A 17,661-nucleotide genomic window follows, 5' to 3' on the forward strand; every position below is an offset into this window, starting at 1 on the left:
TCAGGTGGACCTGGCGGTGAGGACGTTCTCGTTCACGTCCTCGAGGGAACGACCGCGCGTCTCGGGGGCGAACCGCGACGCGATCACGAGCACCGCGTACATGGCTGCCGCGAGTCCGAAGACACCGGCGAAGGCCCAGGCACCGTAGAGCGCGATCGCGGCGAAGGGCATCACGGCGCCGGCGATGTTGCCGATCCCGTTCACGATCGAGGCGCCGGACGCTCGGATCGCCGTGGGGTAGACCTCGGCGGTCCAGGCTGCGAGCGTGGTGTTCGTCAGCATCGTGAAGAACTGGAACAGTGCGCCGAGGGCGAGGATCGCGCCGGTGTCGTTCCCGAACGCTGCGAACGCCAGTGCGGTCAGACAGCCCAGGACCCCCGCGGTGGCGACCAACGGTCGACGCCCGATGCGGTTCGCGAGCAGGGCGGCGGCGGTGCACCCGAGGAGCGAGCCGACGTTCATGATCATCGTGTACAGCAGGCTCTGCGAGACGGAGTACCCACGTTCGACGAGCAGCGTGGGCATGAGGAAGTTCAGCGTGACCTGCACCCCGAAGGCCATCCACGACGCGACCCCGATGGCGATCGTCCGGCGCAGGACCAGCCGGTGGAACACCGCTGCGGGTGAGGCGTGCAAGGACACCGGCGGGAGATCTGCGGGGCTGAGCCGGACGGGGCCGACGGCGTCCGCGGGCGGCGTCAAGGTGTTCGAGGCGAGGACCGCGAGCGAGCGGTTCGCGTCGTCGATCCGCCCCTTCGAGAGGAGCCAGCGCGGCGTCTCGGGCAACTTGCGCCGGTACAGGACGACGAACAGCGCGGGGAGCGCCAGGATCACGAAGCTCCAGCGCCAGACGTGGTCGTCGCCACCGAGCGGGACGGCCAACGGGCCGAGGAGGAGCAGGAAGAGGCCGTAGGAGATGAAGTTCCCGATGCCGCCTGCACCGACGTTGATCGTGGCGATGAGTCCGCCCCGGTACCGGGTCGCGACCATCTCGGACAGCATCGCGATGCCGATCATGAACTCACCGCCGACGCCGATGCCGACGATGAAGCGGCTGACCAGCAGCATCTCGAAGTTCGGGGAGACAGCGCTCAGCAGGCCGCCCAGCGTGTAGACGAGCAGGTTCAGGCCGAGCGAGAACCGGCGGCCGTAGCGGTCGGCGAGCCAACCGGCGAGGAGCCTGCCGACCAAACCGCCGACGACGGTCGCGGTGTTGATGGTGGAGAGCTGGACGTCGCCGATCGCGAGGGAGGCCTTGATGTTGGTGGCCATCGCGCCGACGGAGTTCTGCTCGAGGGTGTCGAAGAACTCACCGGCGAGGATGAGCATGAGGACCCAGAACTGGGCTCGTGTGAACCCGATCGAGTCGAGTGCGGAGCCGACGCCTCCGGAAGGCTGGTCGGTGGTGGTGCGTGTTGGTGCGGTGGAGCGCGTTACAGCAGACATTCGTAACTCCAGCGGGGAAGAGTGAGCGGTGCACCGTGCGGTCACTCTTTTGTATACGAAAAGCTGTTTCGGGCTGGTTTCGACTTCGAGACGTTTCGTGACGCATCCGGCTCAAGCCGCACCGGATCAGACATGCGGTCGAAGTCGCCGACTGCGCGCGAACTGCGGTCGTATACGTTCTACGCGCTGAGTTCGCGGTAGATCGCTTCGTCGCGACGCAGGTGCTCGTCCATCAGCAGCCCTGCCTGAACCGATGCTCCCCGCAGGATCGCGTTCGCGACGGCGGCGTGGTCCCCGCTGCTCGCGGCGACCTCTTCACGCGTCACGCGCTCGAAGGCCCAGGCGGTCTGGTGGATCAGCTGTTCGATCATCGTCTCGAGTCGGGTGTTCCCGGACGCTCGGGCCACCAGGCCGTGGAATGCGAACCGGGGCGACTGGGCCTCGACCTCCTGATCGGAGCGGCCCTCGTGGCCGACTGCCCGGAGCAGGGCCGCGCAGTCGCCGCCCGTCCGGTCGGCCGCGAGCTCGGCGGCCAGGACCTCGAGCCCGCGCCGGATCTGCATCAATTCGATGACGACCTCGGTTGAGGAATCCGCGACCCGGACGCCCTTGAACTTCTCGGCGACGACGAAGCCCTCGGTCTCCAGCTGTCGGAGGGCTTCGCGGACAGGGACCCGGGAGACGCCGAAACGCTCCGCGAGCACGTCTTCCTTGAGTCTCGAGCCACGTGCGAGCGAGCCGCTGATGATCTCGGCCCTGATGGCCTTGAGGACCGATGCCGGCTTGGACTCCACGGCTTGATCGTAGTTGGAGCGAGTGACGGGAATCGAACCCGCGCTACCAGCTTGGGAAGCTGGAGTTCTACCATTGAACTACACTCGCGCGCCCCGCAGAACGGGACTCGGCAAGCCTAGCGGATTCTCGCCTGGAAGCCAGCCGACCGCGCACCGTACGCCGTCTGCCGGGCGCGTGTCGTGCCTCCCGAGTCTCAGCTGTGAGGGTGCCGACTCGACGGACAGGTGTCGGACCCGTGTGTACCGTCCAGGGAGTTCCAGCCCCGAACCGAGGAGGACCCGGATGGTCAGGCATCCCCTCATCGACGACGTGGTCGGCCCGGCGATCGTGGTCGAGTCGGCCTCGCCCGTCGTGTGGCTGACCGACGCGCTCGCCTCGTTGCTCCGCCGGTCGGCGGACGCCGGGCGGACGGTCGTGCTCCGCACCGGACGGTCGGCGGCGATCACCCCGGCGCTCCGGCACGCACTCGGCGCGTACGGTGCCGCATGGGCCGTGTCCGACTTCGACGGGACGCTGCGTGACGGCCGGACCGGTGTCGCTGCCTCGGACATCGAGGACTTCGTGCACCGCGGCCCCGAACTCGTGGGCACCCCGTCGCCCGAGCACCCGGTCTCGGCCGACTCGGTCCGTCAGATCAGCATCGACCTGACCCTCCGGCACCACCCCGGCCGCGCGGTCGACATGGGCTCGGCGATCGAGGCCCTGTGCCACACCGTCGGCACCTGCCCGACCCGGTGGGGCACCGCAGAACCGCTCACCGTGCCGTGGGACCGCTGGGTCGTGACGCAGTACGCGAAGCACGAGGCACCCGGCATCTCGACCTCGTACGCCGTCGGCGAGGGCTTCTCGGCGACGATGACCGCGCACCTGGTCGGCGGGGTCGTCGTGGAGACGATGTCCGCCGTGCTCACCGTGCCCGAGGAGAACACCGACCCGGGCCTGGCGAACCGCATGTTCGACGCCGTGCAGCGGGTCGCCGACCAGGTCGTCCCCGTCTTCGGCGTCGTCATGCAGCGCCGCGGTGACGCCGACCACCTGGTCCGTGCCGTCTCGCACGGAGAACCGTCGCCGCTCGCCGTCGTCGTCGGGCCCGAGGCCGCCGGCTTCCTGGACCGTGACGGTGTCTGGCCGCCGCCGCGCACCACGACCGCGACGTTCGCCGCCGGAACCGGCTCGTCCGGTCGCCCGGACGCCGACACCGACGGCGGCATGATCGTCCGCTTCGAGGACGGCTGGGAAGCGCTCGAGTCGTTCCTCGACCGCATCGACGAGGACCGCTTCCTGCAGCTGGTCGGCGGTGCGCCGCTCGACCCCGCCCACGACGAGGGCACACTCGACGGCCACGTCCGCGACGACCGGATGGTGGGCGGCCAGGGTGCCGCGTGACGTCACGATCCTCTGCCGGCAGCCGGTCGAGCCGCGCGAGGTCGCCGAGGCGCTCCTGCTGCACGACGAGACCTGGGGCGTCCGCGCACTCGACGACGGCCCGATGGTCCAGGTCTGCCGTGACGCCACCCACCCGGTGATCACCGTGCTGGGCGTGCGGCGCGTGGACTCCTTCGACGAGGTGGAGCGGATCCTGCCGGACGCGCCGACCCTGGCGACGCCGCTGTGGTGGGTCGACACGGTCACCCCAGCCGGCCCCGACGGGGAATCGGGGATCTCGGCCGCGCTCGAGGCCGCCATGGACCTCGACGCGGTCTGCATCGTCCACGGGGACTGAGCGCCCGCGGCACCCCCGGGTGATCGGTGCGGCGGCTCAGTCCCGCTTGCTCATCGCCGCCAGGCGCTCGTTGTAGGCCTTGAGGTCGGCGTCGCCGTCGCGCTCGGCCTTGCGGTCGAGGCGCTTCGCGTCGCGCTTGTCCGAGCGCATCCAGTTGCGGACCACGAGCAGGGCCACGAACACCATCGGGAGCTCCGACGCACCCCAGGCGATGCCGCCGCCGGTGTGCTGGTCGTCGAGCAGTCCGGCGTCGTTCGTCTGTCCGAGCGCGTGGAACCAGTCGATCGCGAACACCGACTGCGACGTCATGACCGCGACACCGAAGAACGCGTGGAACGCCAGGGTGGCCAGGAGCGTGATGATGAGCATCGGGTACGGCGGACGCTTCGGGCCCGGGTCGACACCGACGAACACCCAGAAGAACAGGTACCCGCTCAGGACGAAGTGGACGATCATCGCGACGTGCCACTCGTGCGACTGCATCGCGGCCTGGTACGCCGGGGTGAAGTAGAACACCACGAGGGACCCGGCGAAGATGATCCCGGCGACGGCGGGCTTGCCGAGGAACTGCATCCAGCGGGAGTGCACGAAGAGCATGAGCCACTCGCGGGCGCCGCGGGAGCCGTCGTTGCGGACCGGCAGCGTGCGGAGCGCGAGCAGCACCGGGCCGCCGAGCACGAGCGGCAGCGGCACGAACATCATCAGCAGCATGTGCTGGAGCATGTGCGACGAGAAGTGGATCATGCCGTAGACCGCGGGGCCGGCCGACGTGGTCCAGATGAACAGGGCGCAGCCGATCAGCCAGGCGATGGTGCGGCCGACGGGCCAGGAGTCACCGCGCTTCCGGAGCTTGCGGACCGCCAGCAGGTACCAGACGGCTCCGACGACGGCCAGGCCGAGCCAGACCCAGTCGATGTGCCACTGCGTCAGGTAGGTCTGCGCGGTCTGCGTCGGCGGGAACGGGAAGCCGATCAGACCAGAGCGGGTGTCCTCGCCCGTCGCCGGGGTCTGCGGGATCGGCGGCTGCGACCGGGACACGGCGACCGAGACGCCGATGGCCACGGCCATGAACACGATCTCGGCCAGGGCGAACCGGGTGAACAGGCGACGGTCGAGCGGCGCACGGAGGAGTCCGGGCACGAGCTTCCGGCGCTGCACGACACCGGCGACGCCGAGCAGGACGAGGATGACCGCCTTGACCGTGATGAGCCAGCCGTAGGTCGTCGTGAGCAGGTCGAGCGGACCGGTCAGCCGGAGCGACGCGTTCACGATGCCGGAGAACGCCACGGCGCCGAAGGACCAGCCGGCGAGCGTCGAGTACCGGGCGATGACCCGGCCCGTCGCACCCTTGGTGCGCGTGCGGAGCAGGACCACGGCGACCAGGCCACCGGCCCACACGCACACCCCGACCAGGTGGATCGCGAGCGAGTTCACCGCGTTCGCGTGCTCGAGCGACCCGGCGGCGTGGCCGGACAGCGCCAGGGGGAGCAGGGCGAACAAGCCGATGACGGTGGCGAACGCCAGGGTCGTCACCCGGGTGGCGAAGGCGGCCACCACCGTGGCGATGAGGATCGCGGCCGCGGACACGACGAGGGCCTGACCGATCTCGACCTGGAACGCGAAGAGCATGAAGTTGCGCGCGAACACCGGGCTGGTGAGCGGGACGCCCAGCGTGTTCGCGCCGGTGAGGACGATGCTCACCGCCGCGGCGAGGAACCAGACGGCGCCGGTCGCTGCGGCCCACCGGGTGGCCCGGTGCTGCACGCTGGACAGCGCGCCGTGGTCCTTCTTCTGCGCGGGAAGAGCGAAGGCGGCGACGATGAGGAGCCCGATCGTGAGCGCCGCCATCGTGTCGTGCACGACGCGGGCGATCGGCAGGCCGTACTCGACGAGCTCGCCGGCGGACACGAGCTGCTGACTCGTGCTGAAGGCGCCGGTGATCGTCAGCCCGAGGAGCGAGCACGCGACGGCCAGGGGGATCGCGATGACCAGGACCGTCGCGACGGTGGACGAGCGCCCGGTGGTGGGGGCGGCGTCCGGTGCTGACCCGGTGGGCTGGGTTTCGGGTGACGTGACGGTCATGACCGTCCAATGGTAGGCGTGTCGGCTGGCAACCGGCCCCTCGGATGCGCGCTCAGACCCGCCGTTCCCAGACGCCCTCGCAACCGACGCCGACGAACCCCACGGCCTCGTTCACGTCGAGCATGTGGCGGTTCTCCTCCGCGTTGAACGTGATGATCGAGGGGTGCCCAGGATGTTCCTGTTGGACCATCTCGATCCCGACCGCCTTCAGGAGCCAGCCGAGCCGGTGCCCGCGGTGTTCCCGGACCACCAGGGTGTCGCCCTGCATCACCGGCTGGGTGCGGGGACCGGGTACGGCGAGCTGGGTGAACCCGACGAGTGACCCGGTCGACGTGTCCTCGACCACGACGGTGCGCATCGTCCGGGGTCCCTCCTCGAGGTGCTGCTCGTGCGTCCGGAGCCGCTCGAGGGTCCAGGCGTCCTCGGGCTCCGTCATGTCGCCCGACGGGGCGTCGGTGCTCATCCGGGTCAGCAGGAGTGCGAGGTCCGACTGCCACCGATCGGGTGTCGGTCCTGTCCAGGTGTGCACGCGGTAGTGGTCACCCGACGCGGCGTCCGCAGCCGCACGGACGTCGGCAACCGCGGCCTCGGCGGCCGGGAGCGCGAGACGGCTGATCCGGTCGACCTGTCCGAGCCGCCAGCCTCGACGGGTCAGGAACCGGACCGCTGCCTCGTCCTCCGGCACGGCCCCGAACCCGGTGGGCGCCTGTCGGTACCCGGGGCCGGACGCCGGGCCGACCTGCCGTGAGACTGCGTAGGCCTTCCACTGCGTGCGTCCCTGACCCCGGGCGACGTCCTCCAGGTGCTCGGCCAGGAGCGTGCCCACGCCGCGACCTCGGTGCTCGGGTGCGACGCTGACCGCGATCCAGCAGTTCGGGGCGTCCGCAGTCGCCTTCGAGTCGTACGAACCGGCTCCGACCGCGGTCCCCTCGTGGTCGCGGACCAGGAACAGTCGGCTGGGGGCATCCGGGTCGATCAGGTAGGGCAGCTGTTCCTCGGGGGTCCAGAGCAGCTCGGGCAGGTGCGTGGTCGCGACCTCGGCCCGGTTCTGCACGTCGACCCACTCGCGGAACACCGAGACGACCGCCGGGTCGTCGTCCATCGAGGCGGGGACCGTGATCTCGTCGACGGTGTACGTGGTCATCACTGCTCCGAACGCCGCCCGCCCGGGTGGTGGGCAGCCTGGCAGCATACCGGCGGGACGTGCGCTGCCGCTAGGATTCGTCCGTGCTGCTCTCCGACCGCGACATCACCGCCCAGCTCGCCGAAGGCCGGATCGGCCTCGACCCGTACGACGCCTCGCTCGTGCAGCCGTCGAGCATCGACGTCCGGCTCGACAAGTTCTTCCGGTTGTTCGACAACCACAAGTACCCGCACATCGACCCCGCCGTGGACCAGCCCGACCTGACCCGCCTGGTCGAGACCGACCCGGATGAGGCGTTCGTGCTGCACCCCGGCGAGTTCGTCCTCGGTTCCACGTTCGAGGTCGTCACGCTGCCCGACGACATCGCCGCGCGGCTCGAGGGCAAGAGCTCGCTCGGCCGGCTCGGACTCCTGACCCACTCGACCGCGGGCTTCATCGACCCCGGGTTCTCGGGGCACGTGACGCTCGAGCTGTCGAACGTGGCGACGCTGCCGATCAAGCTGTGGCCGGGGATGAAGATCGGCCAGCTCTGCTTCTTCCAGCTGTCGAGCCCGGCCGAGAAGCCCTACGGCTCGGCCGAGTACCAGTCCCGCTACCAGGGCCAGCGCGGCCCGACCGCGTCCCGCTCGTCGCAGAACTTCCACCGCGCGGACGTCTCCGACCCGCGCTGACCCGCGCTGGTCCGTACCGTCCCTCGCGCCCCCCGTCGATCACACCGGCGGACGAAATGTCGCATGCTGTGTATCGTTGCAGCATGTCCGCTGAACCTCCTCGGCCTGCGACGCCGCTGTCCGCCGCCGTGCTCATCCGCGACGCCCGCGAGCGGGCCGAACTGACCCAGGTCCAGCTCGCCCGACGTGCCGGCGTCACACAGAGCGTCATCAGCACGTACGAGAACGGTCGGCGCGAACCGTCCCTCGCGGCGCTGCAGCGGATGCTCCGCGCCGCGGGCTTCACGACGAGCATCGACCTGCAGCCCGTCGAGGAACCACCGCCCCTGCGTGACCGTGTCACCGCCGCTCGGCAGGACCTCATCGCGATCGTCGAACAGTTCGGCGGTCACCGTCCGCGGCTCTTCGGCAGCGTCGCCAGGGGCGAGGACGGCCCGGGCAGCGACGTCGACCTGATGATCGACCTCGACCCGGGGCTCGGCATCTTCGCGCTCATGCGGATCCAGGACGCCGCCGAGCGGCTCCTCGGTGTCCGCGTCGACGTCGTCGACGCAGCGGGCATGGCTCCCGAGGTCGTCCGGACCGCGGTGCCGTTGTGACCCCGCACCCGGCGGTCCGCCGGGCCGTCGGCGACCGCATCGACGACGTCATCCGGGCCTGCGAGGCGATCCGGCGCTACGTGGACGACGAGCGGCTGCCCGAGGACCTGGTGCACGACGCCGTGCGGATGCGCCTGGTCGAGATCGGCGAGGCGGTGCGGATGCTCCCCGCCCCGGTCACCGCAAGCGAGCCCGGCATCCCCTGGTCGCAGGTGTCCGACCTGGGGGAACGGCTCACGCGCCGGTACTTCGACACCACCCGTGCGCTGGTGGTCGGCACCGCGCGAACGGACGTCCCGCACCTCGCCGACGCCGCGAAGCGGCTGCGCGCCGCCCAGCCCTGACGGCAGGTGCAGCGCGAGACGCCGGCGTCTTGCGCCGACGCCGTCATGTGCCGTGAGACGCCGCCGGATTCCGCGGCGTCTTCCCGAGACGCCGGCGTCTCGCATCCACGGACCACCCACCGGACTGGAGGCACGGATCGCCACCTGCGCCGCGCCTCCCGGCCGCCGTGTGGTCGGCCCGCGGACGGCGCAGGACGGCCCCGTCTCGCCGAGGCGAGACGGGGCCGTCCGTGGTGCTGGGGAGATCAGCCCTTCTTGGCGAGCTCCTCGAGGGTGTCGTTGCCCTTGTAGGCCTCGACGGCGTTGTCCTTGGTGACGAGGACCGGTGCGAGCTCGATCGCGGGGACCGTCTTCACACCGTTGTAGTTGTTCGTCTTGTCCATCTTGGTGTCGGGCTTGTCGCCCTTCGACAGGGTGGAGACGAGGTCGACGGCAGCCTGGGCTTCCTTCGTGGTGTCCTTGAAGATCGTCGAGTACTGCGTGCCCTGCATGATGAGCGGGATCGACGCGGTCTCGGAGTCCTGACCGGTCACGACGGGGTTGTCCTTGCCGGCGGCCTTGGTCGCGGTGAGGATCGCACGGGCGAGGGTGTCGTTCGGCGACAGGACGCCGTCGAGCTCGGTGTCACCCGTGTAGTACTGCGCGAGCAGGTCGGTCATGCGCGACTGGGCCTTCTGCGCGAGCCAGCCCTGCGTGACGACCTTCTGGAACGTGGTCTGACCGGAGACGACCTTGATCGTGCCGTCGTCGATCTTCGGCTGGAGGACGTCCATCGCACCGTTGAAGAACACGGTGGCGTTGGCGTCGTCCGGCGAACCGGCGAAGAGCTCGACGTTGTACGGCTTGTCGCCCTTCTTCTCCTCGAGGCCCTTGAGCAGCGCCTCGGCCTGGAGCTGGCCGACCTTGAAGTTGTTGAACGCCACGTAGTAGTCGACGTTCTTCGTGTTCAGGATGTTGCGGTCCCAGGCGATGACGACGGCGCCGCGGTCCTTGGCGGACTTGACCTGCGCGGTCAGCTGCGAACCGTCGGCGGCACCGATGATGACGGCCTTGGCGCCCTTGGTGATCATGCCGGAGATCTGCGACTGCTGGTCGGGCACCGGGTTGCCGGCGTTGGCGTACTGGATGTCGGCCTTGAAGCCGGCGTCCTCGATCGACTTCTTGAACGCGGCACCAGCGAGGACCCAGTTCTGCGAGGTCTTGGCCGGCAGGGCGACGCCGATGAGGTCGCCCTTCTTGATGGTGCTGCTGCTGCCGGCGTCGTCGGACGAGCCGCGCGACGAGCAGCCGCTGAGGGCGAGGCCCGCGATGAGCGCCAGGCTGAGGCCGGCGACGATCTTCTTGCGCATGTGAGTGCTTTCTCTTCGTTGAGGAGGTGTGGGGCCGAGGCCCCGGTGTGGGGAGTTGGGACTAGGGGAGGGTCGGCTTGTCGGGCTGACCGTCGATCGACCGCGGCTGCTGGGCGGCCACCGTGTTCTCCTCGGTGTCCTTCCGCTGGAACTGCCGCATCATGCCCCCGATGAGGGACGGACGACCCTGCGACTTCGAGTAGACGTCGAAGGCGACGGCGACGAGCAGGACGAGACCGCGGATGATCTGCACTTGGTTGGACTCGAGGCCCATCAGCTGCAGGCCGTTCGACAGCAGCGCCATCACGAGACCACCGATGATCGAGCCGGAGATCGTGCCGACACCACCGGCGACCGCTGCACCACCGACGAACACGGCGGCGATCGCGTCGAGCTCCCAGCCGGTGCCGTCCGCGGGGCCCGAGGCGCCGGAGTAGGCGACGAACACCATGCCGGCGATCGCGGCGAGGACCGACATGTTCATCATGACGAAGAAGTTGACCTTCTTCGCCGAGACGCCGGACAGGATCGCGGCGTTGGCGTTGCCACCGACGGCGTAGACCTGGCGACCGAAGATCGTGTTCTTCGTGACGAAGCCGTAGACGATGGTCAGGACACCGAGGATGATCGCGACGATCGGGACCGAGGTGCCGACCGGACCGGCGCCGAACAGGTACGTGGCGACGAGCGTGACGGCGACCAGGATGCCGGTGCGGACGATCGAGACCCACAGCGGCGGGACCTCTGCCTGCATCTTCCGGCGGCGGGCACGGCCACGGGCCTCGATGATGATGAGCGCGAGGATCGTGACGAGCCCGATGAGCAGCGTGCCGTTGCTGTAGCCGAAGTCGGGGCCGAAGTCACCGAGGAAGCCGGCGCCGATCGGGGTGAAGTCGTTCGGCACGGGGACGGACGTCGAGTTGCCGATGATCTGGTTCACGCCACGGAAGATGAGCTGACCGGCCAGCGTCACGATGAAGGCCGGGACCTTCACGAACGCCACCCAGAAGCCCTGCCAGGCGCCGATCGCGGCACCGCAGGCCAGGCCCAGGATGATCGCGGCCCACACCGGGAAGTTCCACACGGACATGGACTGCGCCACGACGATGCCGACGACGGCCGCGACCGAACCCACCGACAGGTCGATGTGCCCCGCGATGATGACCATGACCATGCCGAGCGCCAGGATCAGGATGTAGGAGTACTGCAGGAACAGGTTGATGACGTTGGTCGGCTCGAGGATGAGCCCCTTCGTCGTGACCGCGAAGAACGCGAGCAGCACGATGAGGGCGATGATCATGCCGTACTGGCCGATCGAGTTGCCCTTGCCGAAGAGCAGTTTCAGGTTGTTCATGAGGCGGTGGCGCCCTTCCGCGCGGAGGTCATGCTGCGCATGAGCGATTCGGGATCGGCCTGGTCGGCCGGGAGGTCAGCGGTGATCTGGCCCTCGAAGATGGTGTAGATCCGGTCGGAGAGACCGAGGAGTTCGGGCAGCTCGGACGAGATGAGGATGATGCCCTTCCCCTCGGCCGCGAGCTGCTGGATGATCCCGTAGATCTCGAACTTGGCGCCCACGTCGATGCCGCGGGTGGGCTCGTCGAGGATCAGGATGTCCGGGTCGGTGAACATCCACTTGGACAGGACGACCTTCTGCTGGTTGCCACCAGAGAGCTTGCCGACGTTGTCCTCGACGCTCGGCACCTTGGTGCGGAGCATCTTGCGGTACTTCTCGGCGACCGAGTACTCCTCGAGCGAGTCGACGACACCGGCCTTCGAGATCTTCTGCAGGTCGGCGGCGACCGTCGAGCGCTTCACGGTGTCGAGCAGGTTCAGGCCGAGCGCCTTGCGGTCCTCGGAGACGTAGCCGATGCCGTTCTCGATCGCCTGCTGGACGTTCGTGACCTTGATCTCGCGGCCGTCCTTGATGATCTGGCCGTCGAGCCAGGTGCCGTAGGAGCGACCGAACAGGCTCATCGCCAGCTCGGTGCGTCCGGCGCCCATCAGGCCGGCGAAGCCGACGATCTCGCCCTTGCGGACGTGGAAGTTCGACGCCTTGCAGACCAGACGCGACGGGTCGATCGGGTGCTGCACGGTCCAGTTGCGGACCTCGAAGAAGGTCTCGCCGATCTTCGGGGTGCGGTCGGGGAAACGCGACTCGAGCGAGCGTCCGACCATGCCGCGGATGATGCGGTCCTCGTTGACGCCGTCCGCCTTGACGTTGAGCGTCTCGATGGCCTTGCCGTCACGGATGATCGTGATCTCGTCCGCGATCTGCTCGATCTCGTTGAGCTTGTGGCTGATGATGATGCTCGCGATGCCCTTGGCCTTCAGCCCGACGATCAGGTCGAGCAGGTGCTGCGAGTCGTTCTCGTTGAGCGCGGCGGTCGGCTCGTCGAGGATCAGCAGCTTGACGTCCTTGTGCAGGGCCTTCGCGATCTCGACGAGCTGCTGCTTGCCGACACCGATGTTCTTGATCTGCGTGTCCGGGTCGTCGGCCAGGCCGACGCGGGCGAGCAGGTCCTGCGCACGGAGCTGCGCGGCGGTCCAGTTGATGACGCCAGCGCGGCTCGGCTCGTTGCCCAGGAACAGGTTCTCGGTGATCGAGAGCTCCGGGACGAGCGCCAGCTCCTGGTGGATGATGACGATGCCGGCCTGCTCGGACTGCTTGATGTTCGAGAAGCGGACTTCCTCGCCCTCGTAGACGATCTCGCCGCTGTAGGTGCCGTACGGGTAGACGCCCGACAGGACCTTCATCAAGGTCGACTTGCCGGCGCCGTTCTCGCCGCAGATCGCGTGGATCTCGCCGGCGCGGACGCTGAGGGAGACGTCGGCCAGCGCCTTCACACCAGGGAACTCCTTGGTGATCGAGCGCATCTCGAGGATGGTCTCGGGTGCGGTGATCGACCGGGTCTCGAGGCCGGTGTCGATCGGGGTTGACGCCACAGTGCATCTCCTTCTGCCGCTTCGGTGCGGCAGTGTGTTCGGGTGGTTCTGCTGCGGCAGCGAAAGCACAGGGGGCCTGTGTGGACTTCGTTGTCGCGTCCGGATCCGGCGCGGTGTGACGCTCATGTGAACGGTCACATCGGCTGGACGGAGGCAATTTACGCACAGCCTCGGTGCGGCTGTCAATTCGGATTGGTCGCGTTTTCGTAACGGCGTGCGTGATCCGGAGGGAACGTCCCCCGGGCTGGGGCCAGGGGCCTCCGGAGCACGCGTTCGTTGCGTGGATCCGCATGCTGCGGACGGGAGGCGCGTGGCGGCGCCGCCACGCGCCTCCCGTCCGGTTCGTGGGCGCGTCCGGAGCCGCGCTCGCCGTGTCGGAGCGGGCGTCCCTGGCGCTTCCGGGCGTCCCTGGTCGGAAGTTCGTGGCAGGGATGCCCGTTTGCGGCAGGTACTCCGCCGCCGCCGCCGGCCCCGAGCGCGTCAGCGCGTGCGGGGTGCGCTCGTCGAAGCGCGCACGACCAGCTGCGGGACGATGTCGATCGGGCGGAGGAGCTCGCCCTCACTCGGCAGCAGCAGGTCCACGCAGCGACGCCCGAGCTCGGCGAAGTCGACCTGCACCGTGGTCAGCGGCGGCCAGAAGTGCTTCGCCTCGGGGATGTCGTCGTAGCCGACCACGGACAGGTCCCCCGGGACGTCGAGCCCGTACGAGCGCGCCGCGTGCATGACGCCGAGCGCCATCTGGTCGTTCGAGCAGAAGATCGCGGTGCAGTCCCGCCACCGCAGCAGCTCGCGGCCGGCGTGGTAGCCGAAGTCGGCGGTCCAGTCGCCCAGGATCGGCGGGGCGACGGCCATGTCGCGGTCGGACATCTCGCGCAGGAACCCCTGCATGCGGGCGTCGGCCTCGATCCAGTCCTGTGGGCCGGCGATGTGCCGGACGTACTCGTGTCCCAGGTCGAGCAGGTGCGCGGTCGCGAGTCGTGCGCCCTCCATCTGGTCCACCCACAGGGCCGTGGGGTCCTCGCCGACGCTGGCACGCATGGTGACGTAGGGGGTGCGGATTCCGAGCTCGGCGATCAGGTCGAAGACCCGCTGCTGGGGCGCGATGACGACGATGCCCTCGACGTCCAGGTCGAGCAGGTGTCCGAGCCCTTCACGCACGGCGGCGTCGGTCGCCTCGGCGATGTTCGCCGTCGTGACGGAGTAGCCGCGCAGCATCGCGGCGTCCTCGATCGCCTGCAGTGCGACCGCGGGACCGTAGTGGGCGCGACGGGCCGTCAGGACGCCGATCGTGTGCGTCCGGCTCGTCACCAGGGCGCGCGCGGCCCGGTTCGGCCGGTACTGCAGCTGCTCCATGGCCGCCAGGACCTTGTCGCGCGTCTCGGCCCGGATCGCGTCCGAGTTGTTCAGCACCCGCGAGACGGTCTGGTGCGAGACGCCCGCGATCCGTGCGACGTCACGGATGCTGGGCGAACGCGGTTGCTGTGTCCGCGATGACGCCATTGCTGCTCGTTTCCGCCCGGGTGTCGTGGCACATCGATGTGCACGTTCACATCCGGGCCAGATCATTATGCACGTCCAGCGGATCGGCGCCACCTGTGCGCCGATCCGCCGTCCGCTCAGAGCCAGTTGCGCTTGCGGAAGATCGCCCAGAGCACGCCCATCAGCAGGAGCATGCCGAGGATCGCGACCGGGTAGCCGTAGTGCCAGTGCAGCTCGGGCATGTGGTCGAAGTTCATCCCGTAGACACCGGCGATCAGGCCGGGCGCGAACAGGATCGCCGCCCACGACGAGATCTTCTTGACCTCCTCGCCCTGGCGGTGCGCTGCCCGGGCGAGTTGCCGGCTCTCCTCGCCCTGCGCCAGGCTCGCGCTGGTCATCCGCCGCATCGCCTCGTTCTGCTCCTGCGACACCAGGGTGGCGTGCAGGGTCAGGGCGTTCTCGAGCAGGGCGCGGAACGAGTCGACCCGCTCGGTGACACGGAGCGCGTGGTCGTGCACGTTGCGGAGCCGGTGCTGCACGTCGTCGTCCACGCCGTACTTGTCGGCACCGCGGAGCAGCCCGGTCACCATCGCGGGCACCGGGGTGGTCGCGCGCTGGAACGCCAGGACCTCGCTGAGCAGCTGGTAGATGCGCTTCGAGACCCCGGGGTCGACCTGCCCGGCGAACAGCTGGTCCTCGATGGCGTCGATCTGCTCCTGCAGCACCTGGACGACGGGCCCGTACCCGTCGACGACCTCGTCGAGCACGGCCGCGGTGACCGCCTCGGACCCCTTCGCCAGGAACTCCGGGTCCGCCTCGACCTGTGCCCGAAGTGCCGCCAGGTCGGGGCGCGCGGCGTGCCGGACGCTGACGACGAAGTGGTCGCCGACGAACAGGTGGACCTCGCCGAACTCCACGGTGCCCTCGGACGGGTCGAACCAGGCCGGCCGGAGCACCAGGAACAGGGTGTCGCCGTACCGCTCGAGCTTGGCGCGCTGGTGCCCCTTGCGGGCGTCCTCGACGGCGTTCTCGTGCAGGTCGAACTCGGTGGCGACGGCCTCGAGCTCGTGCGGGTCGGGCCGGAGCAGCCCGATCCAGGTCAGGTCGCCACGAGCCGGGCGCGACAGGGTCGACGGAGACTCCACGCGGCGTCCCCGGACGTAGATCGCGTTGTCGATCAGTGCCATGTGCGTGCTCCTTCGGTGGGGAGCAGGCGGGCGCGATGGCACCCCGGAGGCGATCCGGGGCGGGGCAGGGTCAGCGAACGGGCGCGACGACCGACACGGGCGGCCGGCCCGATCGAGGATGGTCACCCGACATCGCGCCTCACCTGCCCTTCTCGTCTCGTCGTGGCGGCGCCCAGAGCGCTGCCGACCGTCGAGCGTACGCCTGCGGCGTGGGTCGGACAACTTCGATCTCGGCTTTCCACATCGGTCATGAGAACCCTTGCTGCACCCCGACCCGGACGCTAGTGTCCTGATATCCAGAACACTGGATGCCAGCACGAAGGGGTGTCATGGTCAAGAAGCAGTCGCCCACCATCGGGATCATCCTGGCGTCGATCGGGTGCGTCGCCTTGTCGTTCGCCCCGGGGTTCCGCGATGTCGCCGTCGTGTGGTGGCTCCTGGGCGCCGCCGGCATCGGCACAGCGTCGATCCGTGAGATGCGACCGAGGCGCCCCCGTCAGAAGCGCACGCTGGCACTCTCGGGGGTGGCGTTCGTCGCCGCGGCCGCCGCAGCGATCGCGCTCGTCGGCGTCGTGGCGCCGGCACGAGCCGAGGCGTCGAGCGCGGTGACGGTCACGGACCCCTCCGGCACAGGACGGCTCGTCCAGCTCGCTTCGCAGCTCCGAGTCGAAGGGCGCAACCGGAGTTCGAACGCGGTCTCGGCGGCTCGGGAAGCGGGGTACTCCGCACGCTCAGGGCTGCGACCTGACTGGGCTGGTGCCACTGCTTACACCTACGAGGGCGCCGACGTCGTCTCGGTCCCGCTCCTCGGGACCGACGTCCCGGAGATGACGAAGCTCTCGTTCGTGACCGTGGACGGTGAGACGACCATCACCGAGATGGCCTCCGCGATGACGTCCGTGACCGTGGTGCACTTCGCGATGTGGCAGGACGGTCAGCTGACCAAGAACGTGGACCTCACACAGGGAACCGAAGCTGAGCAGGCATCGTCCGTCGGGACGTACGGCCTCGACTGGAAGCGACTGAACAACTGCCTCAACAGCATCGGGATCAGCTGGGCGGTGATCGCAGTCCTCGGCGTCGCGTGCGGCGCAGCCTGCGCGACCATGGTGCTCTGCGCTCCGTGTCTCGCCGCGGCGGCTGGCTTCACGACGGGCACGATCGCGAAGTGCGTGTCGAACGCCTGGTCCTGAGCGGCCCGGTAGGGGCCTGGCAGGCGTCGCTGTCCACCCTGCCAGGCCGCAACGGCCGGCTCCGCGCAGCGCCGGCCGCGCGCATTCGGTCAGTCGCGCAGTCGCTCAGGCGCAGGCGCAGGTGCACACGCAGACGCAGACGCAGACGCAGCAGCGTCAGCGCGTGACGTGCAACCCAGCGGTCTCGAGCTCGGCCAGCTGCCAGCCGAGCCACGGGCTCCAGGCGAACGGCGCACCGGCGACGGCCTGCCTGAGAGAATCCTCGGACAGCCAGGCCCACTCGGCGACCTCGTCGTCCGCGGGCGCCGGGGTGTCGTCGGTCACGGCACGGAAGACGGGGCAGACCTCGTTCTCGACGATGCCCGACGCGTCGACCGCGCGGTACCGGAACTCCGGCAGCACGACCTCGACGTCACGGATGGTGATGCCGAGTTCGCGAGCGGCGCGACGGGCGATCGCGTCCTCGAAGGACTCGTCCGGACCGGGGTGACCGCAGAAGGTGTTCGTCCACACCCCCGGCCAGGTCTTCTTCGACAGCGCTCGTCGGGTCACCAGGACGTCGCCGTCGGTGTTCCGGACGTGGCACGAGAAGGCCAGGTGCAGGGGCGTGTGGGCAGTGTGGACCGTGAACTTGTCCGCCGTGCCGATCGGGGTACGGTCGTCGGACAGGAGCACCACGGATTCAGGGAAAGCGTTCATCTGAGTC

General features: G+C 69.2%; 16 protein-coding genes and 1 tRNA gene. 6 read left to right on the plus strand and 11 right to left on the minus strand.

The genetic code is table 11. The features are described from left to right. The 3 genes from MXD64_RS02200 to MXD64_RS02210 form a co-directional block, all read right to left on the minus strand. Entirely contained in the window at nucleotides 1-1,446 is a 1,446-nt protein-coding gene (locus MXD64_RS02200) for an MFS transporter (protein ID WP_228499459.1), read from the minus strand. A 179-nt stretch (nucleotides 1,447-1,625) separates the two neighbouring features. Next, the gene (locus MXD64_RS02205) at nucleotides 1,626-2,240 is read right to left on the minus strand and encodes a GntR family transcriptional regulator (RefSeq protein WP_052481746.1); all 615 of its coding nucleotides are present in this window, start codon (nucleotides 2,238-2,240) and stop codon (nucleotides 1,626-1,628) included. 14 nt (nucleotides 2,241-2,254) lie between these two features. After that, nucleotides 2,255-2,328, minus strand: a tRNA-Gly gene (locus tag MXD64_RS02210). Between the two features lie 195 nt (nucleotides 2,329-2,523). Here MXD64_RS02210 and MXD64_RS02215 point away from each other — a divergent pair. Both MXD64_RS02215 and MXD64_RS02220 read left to right on the plus strand, forming a co-directional pair. Then, nucleotides 2,524-3,627 carry a DUF6177 family protein gene (locus MXD64_RS02215; protein WP_017886435.1) on the plus strand — a complete coding sequence of 368 codons (1,104 nt, stop codon included), beginning with the start codon at nucleotides 2,524-2,526 and terminating at the stop codon, nucleotides 3,625-3,627. Continuing rightward, the gene (locus MXD64_RS02220) at nucleotides 3,617-3,964 is read left to right on the plus strand and encodes a hypothetical protein (protein WP_042538673.1); all 348 of its coding nucleotides are present in this window, start codon (nucleotides 3,617-3,619) and stop codon (nucleotides 3,962-3,964) included. Before MXD64_RS02215 ends, MXD64_RS02220 begins: the two co-directional genes overlap by 11 nt. Before the next feature lie 36 nt (nucleotides 3,965-4,000). On the opposite strand, the gene MXD64_RS02225 is transcribed toward MXD64_RS02220, so the two are convergent. Both MXD64_RS02225 and MXD64_RS02230 read right to left on the minus strand, forming a co-directional pair. Further along, entirely contained in the window at nucleotides 4,001-6,046 is a 2,046-nt protein-coding gene (locus tag MXD64_RS02225) for a cytochrome c oxidase assembly protein (RefSeq protein ID WP_056069656.1), read from the minus strand. A 52-nt stretch (nucleotides 6,047-6,098) separates the two neighbouring features. Further along, on the minus strand, nucleotides 6,099-7,190 hold the full coding sequence (locus MXD64_RS02230) for a GNAT family N-acetyltransferase (protein ID WP_263137075.1): 1,092 nt from the start codon (nucleotides 7,188-7,190) through the stop codon (nucleotides 6,099-6,101). Between the two features lie 83 nt (nucleotides 7,191-7,273). Here MXD64_RS02230 and dcd point away from each other — a divergent pair, with 83 nt between their 5' ends. The 3 genes from dcd (at nucleotide 7,274) to MXD64_RS02245 (ending at nucleotide 8,804) form a co-directional block, all read left to right on the plus strand. Beyond that, nucleotides 7,274-7,861: a dCTP deaminase gene (dcd, locus tag MXD64_RS02235; RefSeq protein WP_056069652.1), complete on the plus strand. Its 588-nt coding sequence runs from the start codon at nucleotides 7,274-7,276 to the stop codon at nucleotides 7,859-7,861. Nucleotides 7,862-7,944: 83 nt separating this feature from the next. Continuing rightward, nucleotides 7,945-8,460, plus strand: coding sequence for a helix-turn-helix domain-containing protein (locus MXD64_RS02240; RefSeq protein WP_263137076.1), 516 nt, complete (start codon nucleotides 7,945-7,947; stop codon nucleotides 8,458-8,460). Next, entirely contained in the window at nucleotides 8,457-8,804 is a 348-nt protein-coding gene (locus MXD64_RS02245) for a HepT-like ribonuclease domain-containing protein (protein WP_159557198.1), read from the plus strand. Before MXD64_RS02240 ends, MXD64_RS02245 begins: the two co-directional genes overlap by 4 nt. A gap of 245 nt (nucleotides 8,805-9,049) precedes the next feature. Here the strand turns inward: MXD64_RS02245 and MXD64_RS02250 are convergent, their stop codons facing one another. The 5 genes from MXD64_RS02250 to MXD64_RS02270 form a co-directional block, all read right to left on the minus strand. Continuing rightward, on the minus strand, nucleotides 9,050-10,153 hold the full coding sequence (locus MXD64_RS02250) for a substrate-binding domain-containing protein (protein WP_017886428.1): 1,104 nt from the start codon (nucleotides 10,151-10,153) through the stop codon (nucleotides 9,050-9,052). A 61-nt stretch (nucleotides 10,154-10,214) separates the two neighbouring features. Continuing rightward, on the minus strand, nucleotides 10,215-11,507 hold the full coding sequence (mmsB, locus tag MXD64_RS02255) for a multiple monosaccharide ABC transporter permease (protein ID WP_017886427.1): 1,293 nt from the start codon (nucleotides 11,505-11,507) through the stop codon (nucleotides 10,215-10,217). Next, entirely contained in the window at nucleotides 11,504-13,027 is a 1,524-nt protein-coding gene (gene mmsA, locus MXD64_RS02260; RefSeq protein ID WP_042538695.1) for a multiple monosaccharide ABC transporter ATP-binding protein, read from the minus strand. Before mmsA ends, mmsB begins: the two co-directional genes overlap by 4 nt. A gap of 549 nt (nucleotides 13,028-13,576) precedes the next feature. Continuing rightward, nucleotides 13,577-14,596: a LacI family DNA-binding transcriptional regulator gene (locus tag MXD64_RS02265; protein WP_017886425.1), complete on the minus strand. Its 1,020-nt coding sequence runs from the start codon at nucleotides 14,594-14,596 to the stop codon at nucleotides 13,577-13,579. Nucleotides 14,597-14,712: 116 nt separating this feature from the next. After that, entirely contained in the window at nucleotides 14,713-15,762 is a 1,050-nt protein-coding gene (locus tag MXD64_RS02270) for a magnesium and cobalt transport protein CorA (protein ID WP_056069638.1), read from the minus strand. Between the two features lie 329 nt (nucleotides 15,763-16,091). Here MXD64_RS02270 and MXD64_RS02275 point away from each other — a divergent pair, with 329 nt between their 5' ends. Then, nucleotides 16,092-16,955, plus strand: coding sequence for a hypothetical protein (locus MXD64_RS02275; protein ID WP_263137077.1), 864 nt, complete (start codon nucleotides 16,092-16,094; stop codon nucleotides 16,953-16,955). A 156-nt stretch (nucleotides 16,956-17,111) separates the two neighbouring features. Here MXD64_RS02275 and idi read toward each other — a convergent pair whose 3' ends face one another. Continuing rightward, nucleotides 17,112-17,654 carry an isopentenyl-diphosphate Delta-isomerase gene (gene idi, locus MXD64_RS02280; RefSeq protein ID WP_056069633.1) on the minus strand — a complete coding sequence of 181 codons (543 nt, stop codon included), beginning with the start codon at nucleotides 17,652-17,654 and terminating at the stop codon, nucleotides 17,112-17,114. Nucleotides 17,655-17,661 lie beyond the last annotated feature (7 nt).

Source organism: Curtobacterium sp. Arg-1, assembly GCF_025643395.1.
Classification (GTDB): domain Bacteria; phylum Actinomycetota; class Actinomycetes; order Actinomycetales; family Microbacteriaceae; genus Curtobacterium; species Curtobacterium poinsettiae.